Source organism: Flammeovirga aprica JL-4 (assembly GCF_012844305.1).
GTDB lineage: Bacteria > Bacteroidota > Bacteroidia > Cytophagales > Flammeovirgaceae > Flammeovirga > Flammeovirga aprica.
Map to the genome: position 1 here is coordinate 64,474 of NZ_JABANE010000037.1, position 12,488 is coordinate 76,961.

Annotated in this window: 10 protein-coding genes; 2 read left to right on the plus strand and 8 right to left on the minus strand. The window is 35.5% G+C overall.

Features of this window, described 5'->3' with window-relative positions:
- Nucleotides 1–23: 23 nt before the first annotated feature.
- Together HHU12_RS14750 and HHU12_RS14755 are read right to left on the minus strand one after the other, a co-directional pair.
- Complete coding sequence (locus HHU12_RS14750) at nt 24–2,447, minus strand: DUF3696 domain-containing protein (protein WP_169657516.1); 2,424 nt, start codon at nt 2,445–2,447, stop codon at nt 24–26.
- A 205-nt stretch (nt 2,448–2,652) separates the two neighbouring features.
- The gene (locus HHU12_RS14755; protein WP_169657517.1) at nt 2,653–3,057 is read right to left on the minus strand and encodes a (4Fe-4S)-binding protein; all 405 of its coding nucleotides are present in this window, start codon (nt 3,055–3,057) and stop codon (nt 2,653–2,655) included.
- Between the two features lie 203 nt (nt 3,058–3,260).
- Between HHU12_RS14755 and HHU12_RS14760 the strand changes: the two genes are divergently transcribed.
- A complete protein-coding gene (locus HHU12_RS14760; RefSeq protein ID WP_169657518.1) occupies nt 3,261–4,712 on the plus strand; it encodes a TIGR00341 family protein in 1,452 nt (483 codons plus the stop codon).
- On the opposite strand, the gene HHU12_RS14765 is transcribed toward HHU12_RS14760, so the two are convergent.
- The 4 genes from HHU12_RS14765 to HHU12_RS14780 all read right to left on the minus strand — a co-directional run bounded on the left by HHU12_RS14765 (nt 4,701) and on the right by HHU12_RS14780 (nt 9,337).
- On the minus strand, nt 4,701–5,240 hold the full coding sequence (locus HHU12_RS14765; RefSeq protein WP_169657519.1) for a hypothetical protein: 540 nt from the start codon (nt 5,238–5,240) through the stop codon (nt 4,701–4,703). The two genes, HHU12_RS14760 and HHU12_RS14765, sit on opposite strands and share 12 nt — an antisense overlap.
- A 264-nt stretch (nt 5,241–5,504) precedes the next feature.
- Nucleotides 5,505–6,728 (minus strand): uracil-xanthine permease family protein, encoded by a 1,224-nt coding sequence (locus HHU12_RS14770; RefSeq protein ID WP_169657520.1) that lies wholly within the window; start codon nt 6,726–6,728, stop codon nt 5,505–5,507.
- Between the two features lie 181 nt (nt 6,729–6,909).
- The gene (locus HHU12_RS14775; protein ID WP_169657521.1) at nt 6,910–8,187 is read right to left on the minus strand and encodes a metallophosphoesterase; all 1,278 of its coding nucleotides are present in this window, start codon (nt 8,185–8,187) and stop codon (nt 6,910–6,912) included.
- Nucleotides 8,188–8,311: 124 nt separating this feature from the next.
- Entirely contained in the window at nt 8,312–9,337 is a 1,026-nt protein-coding gene (locus HHU12_RS14780) for a metal-dependent hydrolase (protein WP_169657522.1), read from the minus strand.
- Nucleotides 9,338–9,522: 185 nt separating this feature from the next.
- Here HHU12_RS14780 and HHU12_RS14785 point away from each other — a divergent pair, with 185 nt between their 5' ends.
- The gene (locus tag HHU12_RS14785) at nt 9,523–9,780 is read left to right on the plus strand and encodes a hypothetical protein (RefSeq protein ID WP_169657523.1); all 258 of its coding nucleotides are present in this window, start codon (nt 9,523–9,525) and stop codon (nt 9,778–9,780) included.
- A 71-nt stretch (nt 9,781–9,851) separates the two neighbouring features.
- Here HHU12_RS14785 and hemN read toward each other — a convergent pair whose 3' ends face one another.
- Together hemN and HHU12_RS14795 are read right to left on the minus strand one after the other, a co-directional pair.
- Entirely contained in the window at nt 9,852–11,216 is a 1,365-nt protein-coding gene (gene hemN / locus HHU12_RS14790; protein WP_169657524.1) for an oxygen-independent coproporphyrinogen III oxidase, read from the minus strand.
- A gap of 492 nt (nt 11,217–11,708) precedes the next feature.
- Nucleotides 11,709–12,398, minus strand: coding sequence for a hypothetical protein (locus HHU12_RS14795; RefSeq protein WP_169657525.1), 690 nt, complete (start codon nt 12,396–12,398; stop codon nt 11,709–11,711).
- Between the last annotated feature and the right edge of the window lie 90 nt (nt 12,399–12,488).

The window sequence follows — 12,488 nt, forward strand, 5'->3', positions numbered from 1 at the left end:
AGTTTTGATTCAGTAGCAGGTTATTAGATTTGTTTTAAGTGGAAAAGCTCAATAGCAATATTGTCTGCTTCGTCAAAGAAGCCTTCTCCAAACTCATTATCGAGTTCTCCATCTTTCAGAATGTTAAGCAAAGCTACTTGAGATTTTCCTTCCGGTACCCTTTCCGGATTATAGAGGTAATATATTTTTGACTGATACGGCGTAATTTTTCGTTTCGCTGTCCAGTATTGTAATTTTCTGATTAAATATTCAGAGTGCGTTTCTATTAAGAAATCTGTTTCATAACGAAGTGAAGCATCAATGATTAAGTCCGCTAATTTTGATTGTAATCGAGGATGCAGGTTGGTTTCTGGCTCTTCGATCAATAGAGAACGATGATCATTGAGAGCGATTTTAAGTAGAATCGGTAGAAGTTGTGAAATACCGTATCCAAGATCGGCAAGATCCAATGCATGACCTTTTTTATTGGTAATGATCACATCAGATGCAATACCTTTTACAGAGTTGATTTGGATATCATGGCCGATTTCAAAATCTTGAATCCATTTCTTTACAAACTCCCTCGCTTTTTCATCAGCATTTTTTCCAAATTCAAAAAGCAAATCACTCAATACATTACCTTCTGTATGGAGTAAGATTCTTTTAGTACTACCTCTCTGAGCTTCTAAAAGGCCAAAATTGAAAAGCTTACCACATGACTTGAAAATATGTTTGATACCGCTTACTCCTTCTTCTAGCATTTTCAAAAAGCCACTTTGAAGTACTTTATCAACATTGATTTCAAAAAGCTTGGCGTATTGTTCACTTGTCAGAGGAAGTTCAGGAAGGTAATCCAGTTCTTCTAGAGAATTATAAGCTTCTTTACGATCCAATAGTTTACGGTCATTGTGATCTAGAAGAGGCAAGTCTCTCAATAAGAAACCTAATGAAGCCACTTTGTAACCTTTACCATCTTCTTTTCTTTCTGCAAGTAAACGTACCAAATCACCTTTTTTAAAATCATTGATTTTTTTGATTTTAGGTTGGTGTTCGGTCATAAAGGAGTTTAACCTAGAGCCGAGAAGTACCATCAATTTTTTATGTGCTACTTCCATTACAGCATCAAGGAGGGCATCATCTTTAATACTCAGTGCCTTTTTTAGTTTATCTCTATTGATCGAAAAATACTTTTCAGCAGGAGCATTCAAGTCCATTCCTGAACCGTATTGATACAGGTTTTGAATGTCAAAAAAGCTGGTGAAAACAGGAATTTCACCATCCGTTTTAATATAATCTCCTCTATGTCCGGCGGCTAATAAGTAGCTGTTGCCATTTTCAGAACCAACATAGTGCAAACTACCATTACTCAATGGAGAGTAGATCAATTTTTTCTTCCCGGTGAAGCGCTCTCTATAAGCCAGTTCAATATGACAAAGCTTACCTTCTTTGCTGTCGTAGTGTAATTCTAAAAAGAGGCTTTCGGTAGTATTGACACCAACAGGTTTGAAAGTATAGACGATCTCTTTAGAATTGATATTCAAAATATCTCTTACTAAAGAAGACATTGGGATATCCATTTCAAGCCAAGAAATTAGAGCAGATCTTAATTCCTCAACATCAGTAATATCATTTTTCTCAATCACACGTTTCCACCTTTCATTGTGAGCTTGAGTTTCCTCAGCATCTCTCAGAGGTGTAACTGTTGATTCAGTAAGGTGTTTTAATTTCTTTATTCCCCTCAGTTCATGCTCTCGGTGTTCTTCATACCAAGCCTTTTTAATTAAATCAGCAAAAAAGGAACCTGTGAGGTTGTTAGGAATTTTGAAACTCTCATCAATAGGAATTTCAAGCTCTTTCAGCCTATCATTAATTTTAGCTGCTTTTTCAAACAGCTTTTCAATATTATCGACCGTTATTTTTTCTTCAAAAGCAATGTGAAGGAGCTGATGAAGAAGAGTTTTAATGGTACCAGTACTTTCAATTTCCTTCGAACGAGTCAGCTTTTGAATATGACGAATCATAAACTGTGCCCTGTTGATCAAGATACCTCTTAGGAAATACATCCAGTTTTTCCAGTTTGGAATTTGAAGCAGATCTTGGAAACTTTCAACTTTTTCAAGGTCAGTGTAAGCAATAGAAATACTTCTTTGACCTAATTCAAACCTTTTGAAAGGAGCTACTCCAGGTTGTGGTGCAAACTCTAATATAAACTTAATGGGTTTACTCTCATCTGTATCATGATTTCTAGCCTTTGAAATGTTACCAAGGTTGTGATAAGCACCTCGGAAATCAAGTTCTTCCAGTCTATTTTTCAGTCCATTATCCTGAAGCAATAATAAAGCTTTGAATAATGAGCTTTTGCCACTACTATTTGTTCCTGTAAGAACGTTCAGAGGTGAAAAATTGAAGGTTGTACTTTCTTTGAAAACCCTGAAGTTTTCTAATGTAAGGCTTTTGATATTGGCCATGATGAGGTTTATAAATTAGTCTATTAATAAGAAGGAGTTCCTTTCCTGCATAAAAACATCAAAATCGATGATAAAAATGTTGAAGTTTTCAGAGGCATATCAATCTAACAAATGTAAGATATTAAGCCGTCTCAAACAAGTGTTAACGGATTAATACCTCACTTTAAATTTTAAACGAGTGCGTAATGTTATGAGTTTTGTATTTTTAAGGAGCTTCAAAGTTAATTTTAGCATGTGTACCGTCACAGTAAGGCTTGTTATTTGATGCCCCGCATCGGCAAAGTGCAATTTGATTTTGCTCTAAAACTTCTTTTTTTCCATCACAATCAAGACTGATTTTACCTTTTACTAAAACAGGCCCATTTTTCAGTACCTGAATTTCTGTCATTGCCGCTTCTTCCTTTTTATCTTCTTTTAAAGACAAAGCTTGAGAAGGGCAGTTTCTTACTGTTTCAATGATTTTTTCACTGGTAGACTGTGTCAAATCTACCCATGGTTTTCTTTTAGGGTTAAAGACTCTAGGAAGACTTTTGAAGCACTTTTCAGAATGAATACATTTCTCTGGTTCCCATATTACAGTAACATTCTCATTGGTGTATGTTTTTTTCATAGTGAGCGTAGTTTAATGGTTAGAAGTACTATAGAATCTAACAAATTTTCGATGCATTTAGAAATTATTTCATCAATTTTTGGGATTGAGAAAAATAATAAAGAAAAAGTAAGATGTTTGTTTGAAAAATTACTTAAATTTTTGATTTGAATGAAAACTTACTCAAAATAAACTAGCATCATTGCTTAGTAAACTAGTACAAAATGAGCGAACAGAATACGAAAAGCCTTATATATGTTTTAAGGAAATTGGCGATTGATACGTTAAGTATCCGAGAAGGGTCTGACCCAGAAGCGACTATTGAAGGAATTACGAAGGATATCAGTTTCAAAGGTCATGCCGCTTGGATTTTAATATTCTCCATCTTAATCGCCTCTATTGGTTTGAATGCCAATTCCACAGCAACGGTGATTGGAGCCATGCTTATATCTCCACTAATGGGACCAATTTTAGGGATTGGTACGGCGATCGGTATTCATGATGTGGATATGATGAGAAGAGCATTGAAAAACCTCGCTATAGCCGTTTTTATCAGTTTGGCTACTTCCACATTGTATTTTGCATTAACCCCTTTAAACCTTGAACAGTCAGAGTTACTTGCCAGAACAAAACCAACGATTTTGGATGTATTTGTAGCGTTCTTTGGTGGTTTCTCTGGAATTATTGCCGGTTCTAGAAAAGAGAAAAGTAATGTGATTCCTGGAGTTGCCATTGCTACAGCCCTGATGCCTCCTTTATGTACAGCGGGTTACGGTTTAGCTACGGGTATGTACAGCTACTTTTTTGGTGCTTTTTATCTGTTTTTTATCAACTCAGTTTTCATCACGCTCTCCACTTACATCGTCGTGAAGTTCTTAAGATTCCCTGTGAAGACTTTTATTGATAGAGCTAGATATAGAAAATATAGATCCATATTATTTGCCTTTTTGATTATTGTAGTCAGTCCTAGTGCAGTCATCTTTTTTAAAGTAATACAAGAAACGCGATTTAAAATTTCTGCAGATGCCTTTATTAAGGATAATACTACTTTCAATGAGAGTGAACTATTGACAAGTAAGGTCTCTTATACTGATTCTCTGTCTGTGATTGATTTGTATTATATGGGGAAAAAGATTGATGAGGGACAAATCGTTTTCTTAAATGAGATGATACCAAGATATGGCTTGTCGGCAACCAAAGATGAAATGTTTCCTGTGACAATAAAGACAGAAGTAAGAATACATCAGGAAGATGGTCAGGATTTTGATATCGATGAAAAATTTGCCCAGTATAGCAATACCCTTCATGTTAACCTTCTGAAAGATATCTATACCAAAAATGATGAGCTGATCAAGGATAAAGATTTGAAGATAAAGTTGCTGGAGAAAAGAATTTTTAATCTGACAAAAGAGCAGGAAGATACATTGCATCTGGATCAGATTTCAAAAGAATTACATTTTCAGTTTCCTCAAGTCAAACGTTTCGCTATTAATGATATTACCATTCAGTCTTGGGTAGGAGATAGTTTAGTGAGCGAAAAAAGCCCTGTTTTACTGCTTGAACTTGATGAAAAAACCAAGAAAAAAGAAAAACAGAGCCAAGAGTTAACGCAACGTACACAAGAGTGGATTCGCATCCGTTTGAACAATGAAGAAATTAAAGCGTTAGTGCTTTAACGAAGAGACTTCAAGGTATTTTTCCTTCTTCAGTTCTAACTGATCTTCCATGTACTCAATATCATCTTCAGATTTGATGATATGATAAGAAATGGATAGCCTGTTTTCATGAGAAGCTAGTTCTTCATGAGGCTTGATTTTGATAGAAGAAGGAAAATGCCAAACGGAGTAATTGAAAGAAAGGTACTTTATCATTTGTACGTTGTCTTTCATATTATAGAAATGCTCGAAGATTTCTGGCTTGTTGAAGAGGTAAGTATACTTTTTCGATAACCAATAATAATAATCAGCCCAGCTTTCTATGGCATAATATTGATTCTCTGCCTCATAGTATTCATATACAAGATTTGAATTGGAGAGAGAATCACTTTTAATCCCCTTACCAGTAATATGCGGGGGAGGAGAGTCAACAAATGCATCATAATCATCAAATTGATCAACAGTGATCTCTTTGTATGAAGTTTGTTGAGCTTGTGCAACGAGGTTTGTTAGAAACAACAAAGCGATAATTAAAGTTAGTGATTTCATAGTTAATTGATATTTATTTAAGCAAGAGAGGGATAGAGATAATATTGTATGCTTTTTAATGTAAGTAAAAATTTACATTTATTTAAATATTAATAAATATAAGTCGCTAAAAATGTGATATTTAACAAAAAAGTCGTCATTATACTGTATAATATAATGACGACTTTGTACTTTTTGGATAACTAAACGAACTATTGTTTTCGTTAAGACTATTATAAATTATGCTCTATTGATTGTGATTTTCGCATTACTTTCAAGTAGAAATTAAATATCCTTTGGAAGTAACTTGTTGAGAGTAACACCTATAAGTGCAGCAATTGTAAGACCTGACACCGAGATTGTATCATATATCGCTACTTCTTTTATTCCAATTCCTAATACAAAGATTAATGCCGCTATTATCAAGTTTCTTGAATGCCCGAAATCCAATTTTGCAGCGATTAAAGTCCTTACCCCAACAGCGGCGATCATACCGAATAAGATAATTGAGATGCCTCCCATCACAGGAACAGGGATTGTTTGTAAGACCGCACCTACTTTTCCAATTAAGCTCAACGCTATGGCAAATACAGCGGCGATTCTTATAACTGCTGGATCATACACTTTTGTGACTGCAAGCACACCCGTATTTTCTCCATAAGTAGTATTTGCAGGACCTCCCAAAAGACCTGCAGTTATTGTTGCAAGACCGTCACCTAGCATGGTTTTATGAATACCAGGGTTTTTGAAGAAGTTTTTCCCTACGACCGCTCCGTTTGTAGTGATATCGCCGATGTGTTCAATAAAAACAACCAAAGCAATGGGGGCAATGGCAAAAAAGCCAGAGAGTGTAAATGCAGGAATTGTCAATATTTGATCCATAGTATCTGAAGAGAAACCAATCCAGCTGGCTTTTTCAATAGGAGTATAATCAACAACCCCCATCAGTGCGGCAATGCTGTAACCTACTGTAACAGAAATTAGAATAGGCATCAATTTGAAAAATGAATTCTTCAGCATAGAAGAAATGACCATGGTTGTAATTACAGAAAGTGCAATAATAAGACTTTGATTATCAAACTTACCGTCATTATATCCTGCCATTTCGAGTGCTATCGGGCTCAGTCTTAAACCAATGACCATGATAGTTGGGCCGATCACTATTGGAGGGAAAAAGGATTGTACTCTTTTTACACCAAATTTTTTGATCACAAAAGACATCAATACGTAGATGAGGCCGGCACCAATAATACCTGCTTTTACTGAAGCAAGTCCTTCATTTTTCAAAACTATGCTGATGGCAGTGATAAAGGCAAAGGAAGAGCCTAAAAATACAGGGACAATTTTCTTTGTTACTTGATGAAAGATTAAAGTACCAATACCTGCTGTGAACAGTGCTAAAACCGGACTAAGACCGGTGAGAAAAGGAACAAGTACTGTGGCTCCAAACATAGCGAGTACGTGCTGAACCCCTAATAGATATTTAGTTTTTCCCGAAATGGAATCCATAATTGAAATTTTTGTAGTTGCTATAACAAACTGCACAAAGGTAGTAGGGGCGTTTTCAATTTTGGATGACGACGATTATTTCTGCTGGAAAATTGCGGTTATTCGGTATTTATTAACAAAAATTAAACCCTTGCTCTGCAATTTGTGAACAAGGGTTTAATTATAAGCGTTTGAAAATCAACTAAACTGTAGCTTCTTTTCTTAGTGTGATCTCTGTGATTTCAGGGTCCATACCAATTCTGCCAGCATAAGCATGATAGCCAAACCCACGATTGACATAAAGTTTCTGTTTTCCTTTTTCGTACAAGCCCGCCCAGCGAGGATATTTGTATTGCACAGGACTCCATTTTAAGCCTGGAATTTCAATACCAAACTGCATTCCGTGTGTATGTCCTGCTAGTGTAAGGTCCATATCTTTATGCTCTAGTACTTGAGCATCCCAGTGAGAAGGGTCATGGGAAAGTAGAATTTTAAACGGTACACCTTCCAGTCCCTGATTCGCTTTGTTGATATCTCCCAGTTGTGGGAAAGGACGAAGTCCCCAGTTTTCCACGCCAACAATACCGATTTTCTCACCGTCAATTTCTAATGTTCTATTTTCATTCAGCAATAAATCAAATCCCATATCACGGTTTCTTTGTTTTACCAGATCAAGATTAGCTTTTTTCTCTGCTGAAGAATTCCATTGCACATAATCACCATAATCATGATTACCCAGAATAGAATACATACCTTTTTTCGCTTTCAGTTGCTTGAAAACATCTACCCATCCATCAGTTTCAGAAGCGTAGTTGTTTACAAGATCACCTGTAAAGAAAATGACATCTGGTTTACGGTCATTGATCATCTTAACTGCTTTGGCTACAGATTCATGACCTTTAGGAAAACTGCCAATGTGGATATCTGAAATATGAATCACCTTCAATCCGTCAAATGCATCGGGTAGGTTTGGGTATGAAAGCGATTTTCTGATGACTCTGAAATTGAAACGTCCTTTTGTTAAGCCGTAGGCAAAAGCACCAAGCGGAACAGTGGCTAATCCAGCACCTAATAAGGTTAAAAATTTTGTTCTTGAAATAGGTGTTCCGTTAGAGTTTGTGGCAGTAGCGGATCCATTATTAAAGAAATGTACAAGCTTGTTGCCTAGAAAAGCTAGATCATCTGCACCGTGGAAAATATTGAAAACTAATTTTGTGGCCAATGACATTAAGATAAATGCATTGATAGTAAAGATGGTATTTGTAAAAGCAGGATCTCTGAATTTATCCATATTGAAAACCATCCATCCTATTGCCATATAAATACCCACACTTTCAAGCCAGAAAAGTACGGTTGAAAGCTGCTTATATATCGTTTTACTATTTTCCGTAATTAAGCGAATTCCCTTAAAAGCATATAAGTCAATCGCCAGTAAAAAGGCGAAGGCTACTCCAAGGAAGATTAAAATTCTACTATTCATTTTGTATAATTTAATTTGACACGTTTTTTTCTGTTTAAACAACTATTATACTAAAAGGTTTAAACTGACAAATTGTCCTAATGTTTAGTAGATTTTCTAAACATATTTTAAGAGAGTGCTTATTTTAGTTTTGCTTTTTTCCGAACATCCTTCCTGCATACGCTTTTAAGTATTCATAAGAAGGTTTGAATCTGTAATTTGTTTCAGTGTATTTTAAACTGCCATCTTCTTGAGGAATGATATGATAAGTGAACACAAACTTCCCTTGCTCTTTTTCTCTCCAACCATCGAAAGTGCCAAAACGAAGATCTTTGATCATTAATTCTTTTCCGTTTTGCTCTACGATATAAAAGTCTTTTGTAATGTAAACGAGTTTGTCTGTTTTTTCATTGGGAGGCAGCTGATCAAGCAGATGATGGTGATGTGGGTAATATCTGAAATTAACCTTGTCGTCATTGTCAAATATGGAGTAAAAACCCGTGTAATATCCTTCTTCCGTTTTAAAAGTAGTAGCCCAAAGCCAGATATTTAAAGGAGTTGCTTTAGTAATGAAATCTTCATATTCTACACCCATTGAGGCAATATTTTTCTTGAAAACTGTATTAGCTTGATGTTGGAATACAAATCCTAATACCAAATAAAAAGTACTGATGCCAAGTGCCCAGTAGTTGAGTTTTCTTCTAATGGAAGACAATTTGGGCTTGCAAAGGGCTATGATGAGTAAAACCATAAATGGCACCGTATAATGAGGATCTACGACAAAGACAGTATAAGTAGCAAATCCGTAGGGAGAGAAAGGGAAGAGTAGCTGAGTTCCCCAGGTAGTACAAGTATCTAACAGGGCGTGTGTCAAAAAGCCTAGAAAATAAAGTAGGGTCCAATCCTTTAATGTATCTTTTTCTTTCCCGAAGAACTTATGGGTCAGATAACCAAAAATAGGGGAGGCTATAATAAAGAAAAGAAAGGAATGCGTTATACTTCTATGGTACATAAGACGTTCAACGGCATCAAACCAAGGAGATGCTAAAACATCCAAATCAGGAATTGTCCCTGCTATAGCCCCAAAAATAGCGGCTTTTATACCTATTTTCCTTCCTAATACTGCTTCACCGACGGAGGCTCCGAGTACTACTTGTGTGAGTGAATCCATTGCTTGTTTGTTAATTTGTTAAATAAATGTAAAAATAAAAATGAATGAAAAATGCTAATTCCATAACATTGTGCATTGAATGTAATTGTGAAAATCGGTGAAATAATTGTTATTAACCAATATGGATTGGTGATTTTTTGAATTACACCCATCCAACTTTTCAATCTAACTTAACTATTATTACTATGCAGATCAAACATTTATTTATCGCAGGAATCGTTTCTTTTTCGATGATGGCTTGTGGACAAGCTGAGCAAAAGAAAGAAGAAGCTGAAGCATCTAATGATGCTGTTGAAGCAGTAAAAGAAGAAGTAAAGCCAGTGGAAGCAGAAGTTGCTGTGGTTGATTCTACTATTGCTGTATCTGACTCAGCGGTAGCTGCAAAACTTGCTAAACAAGTTGATGAAGCTGTTAAAGCTGTTGAAGAAAGCAAAGAAAAATAATCTTTGAAAAAAAGAGGTAAAAGGGATATTATTTCTCCTTTTACCTCTATTTTTTTCATGCTGTCACTTACCTATATCGTTGAAGAAAAAATTCTCGATTGTGGTTTTGCTACAAGCATTCTCGCGTCAAGCGTCATACAAATATTTCGAACAAAAGGACGTCCCTTTTCTGTTACTTCTAATTTATTATCACTCAAAACAACCAATTGATCGTTGATCATTTCCTCTAGTTTCTCATCCAGTGTTTTGAATAACGGAAGCTGACCTGTTTCCTCATCCCAAGTTGTCTCAAAATGACACATCACATTCAAGATGTGTTTTCTTACCAACAGATCTTCTTCTGAAAGAATATGTCCTCTGTAAATTGGTAATTTTCCTTCCTCAATTGTGGCCTTATAATCTTCTACTTTTTTGATATTCTGAGCGAATGATGTCCATGAGTCAGAAATTGAAGAACAACCTAAGCCCACCATCAGCTGAGTGTAAGTAGGAGCATAGCCCATAAAGTTTCTATGCAGTGCTTTCTTATCAGCAGCAATAGCCAATGCATCTGTAGGCAATGCAAAGTGATCCATCCCAATTTCTACATATCCTGCTTCTTCAAACATTTCTTTCCCTACTTCATATAAAGCTCTTTTCTCCTCATTAGAAGGAAGATCCTCATCTGAAAAACCTCTTTGTCCGGGTGCCGTCCAAGGTACATGAGCATAAGAATAGTAAGCAATTCGGTCAGGGCGCAATGCATTTGATTTCGCGATAGTGTCTTTCACGCATTCCAGTTTCTGGAAAGGAAGACCAAATACTAAATCAAAATTGACAGAAGTATATCCAATTTCTCTAGCCTTATTGGTAACAAATTCTACCTGCTCATAAGACTGCACTCTATTTATTGCTTTCTGAACGATAGGGTCAAAGTCTTGAATACCTAAACTTAAACGTGTATATCCTACTTCAAATAATGCCTTTAAATGCTCTTCAGTAGTGTTGACAGGGTTGGCCTCAAAACCTAATTCAGCATCTTCGCATTTATCTGCAAATTCAAAAATACCGTTCGTTAATTTTTGAAGATTTTCTGGGCTGAAGAATGTTGGTGTACCTCCACCTAAATGTATTTCTTTGATACGCGGACGTTCTTCTCCAAAAATATCAATATACATTTTCCACTCCTTCAAAAGTGCGTCTATATATGAATCTTCTACACTATGATTGATGGTAATTCTTTTGTTGCATCCGCAGAAAGTACAAAGTTTTTCACAATAGGGAAGATGAATGTACAAGCTTATACCATCTTTGGCATTGCTTACAGCAAAAGCATCAGCAACATGTTTACTCCATTCTTCTATTGTTGGGTCATTGTCCCAATAAGGTACCGTAGGATAACTTGTATATCTTGGACCTGGTACATTGTATTTTCTGACGAGTGTCTTGTTTTCCATAATCATATGTATAGAGAAATTGAGCTACAAAGGTAAGCAATAGAGAGGTATTTCTTTTCATGCAGTTTTGCCTGCTGTACCATTTTTTATTAACAATGTTCAATATATTGGGTAGTTAAACATAGAGTTAAGCAGTTGTACAATTAAAATCAGAAGTTTTGGATTTTCTTTTTTAGCCTACTCTTCGTTAGAATATCATCACGTAACTATGGCTATGCTCTTCTATTCTGCCTTGATTAGACTAAAAAATAATAATCCAACTTATCCCTATTTTAAATGTGCTACTGCTTATTTCGAAACTATTTGATATTGAGAAGGGTGAATACTAAGCCAAAAATAAAAAGTGCTTGGATTTTTTAGGTATCCAAGCACTTTTTATCAATAACACTAGATTGAAATAAGATTTAAAAGTTGAGAATAAAGATGAATTATAAAAGGTGTGAGGTGAATTTCCAAACCCAATTACAATTTCTTCATTAAAATTTACAGATCTTATTTCATATCCTCTTTACCGCAGTTTTCATTATAATCTGCAATAGCGAGCATTCTGACTTCCACAGGGTTTGCCGCTGTTTTTGATAACGCTTTGATTAAGCCGCTGTCATCTTCTTCAAAAAAGTTATAATCACCTTTTTCATAGTTTTCAAGTACAAGCGGACAGTCAGCAAACTCTTTTTTAATCACGATGTCCTTTACAGCTTTCAACTTTCCCTCTTTCCCTTTTCTATAGACCATAGTACCGGTTTTACTTGGAGGTGGAGTGTTTCCTGTTGTGATGCTTGGAGGTACCTGAAAAAACTCATAAAGAGTAATTTTTCCTAAGCTATGTTGTTTCATAAACATTCTTTTGGCAATCATTCCTGCACCTGCCGCAGACATATCGGCATACTTTACAGCCTCATAATAAGTGCCTTCATATGTATACCCTTCGCAGTCTTTAGGACCGTATTTATTGAAATATTTGAATTTTACTTTTGTAAGTTTCTTAAAGCCATCATAAGTAATGAAGCGGACTTCTTTCTGAAAGTCCCAAGGAGCGTTTCCATTTTTTTTCCATAAATAGCCTTCAATGACTTTCCCGTTTACGGTGATACTCCCGTCGATGAATTTTTGATTGTTTTCCTGAGCAAAAGAAGTTATTGCTATCCCAATAAGGGTGAAAAAGATTAGAATAGTTTTCATTTAATTTGAAATTTTCAAGTAAGTACAAAGTCAAAAATAAATTATAGTTAATTCTAATTTATTTTTTGTGAGTACAACGCTAAAAAACGT

What these genes read in the sequence shown, in the direction of transcription:
- hemN (WP_169657524.1), bottom strand. Translation starts at nt 11,216, where the DNA reads ATGGAAAACAAGACACTCGTCAGAAAATACAATGTACCAGGTCCAAGA.
- HHU12_RS14780 (WP_169657522.1), bottom strand. Translation starts at nt 9,337, where the DNA reads ATGGATTCACTCACACAAGTAGTACTCGGAGCCTCCGTCGGTGAAGCA.
- HHU12_RS14795 (WP_169657525.1), bottom strand. Translation starts at nt 12,398, where the DNA reads ATGAAAACTATTCTAATCTTTTTCACCCTTATTGGGATAGCAATAACT.
- HHU12_RS14760 (WP_169657518.1), top strand. Translation starts at nt 3,261, where the DNA reads ATGAGCGAACAGAATACGAAAAGCCTTATATATGTTTTAAGGAAATTG.
- HHU12_RS14765 (WP_169657519.1), bottom strand. Translation starts at nt 5,240, where the DNA reads ATGAAATCACTAACTTTAATTATCGCTTTGTTGTTTCTAACAAACCTC.
- HHU12_RS14785 (WP_169657523.1), top strand. Translation starts at nt 9,523, where the DNA reads ATGCAGATCAAACATTTATTTATCGCAGGAATCGTTTCTTTTTCGATG.
- HHU12_RS14755 (WP_169657517.1), bottom strand. Translation starts at nt 3,057, where the DNA reads ATGAAAAAAACATACACCAATGAGAATGTTACTGTAATATGGGAACCA.
- HHU12_RS14775 (WP_169657521.1), bottom strand. Translation starts at nt 8,187, where the DNA reads ATGAATAGTAGAATTTTAATCTTCCTTGGAGTAGCCTTCGCCTTTTTA.
- HHU12_RS14770 (WP_169657520.1), bottom strand. Translation starts at nt 6,728, where the DNA reads ATGGATTCCATTTCGGGAAAAACTAAATATCTATTAGGGGTTCAGCAC.
- HHU12_RS14750 (WP_169657516.1), bottom strand. Translation starts at nt 2,447, where the DNA reads ATGGCCAATATCAAAAGCCTTACATTAGAAAACTTCAGGGTTTTCAAA.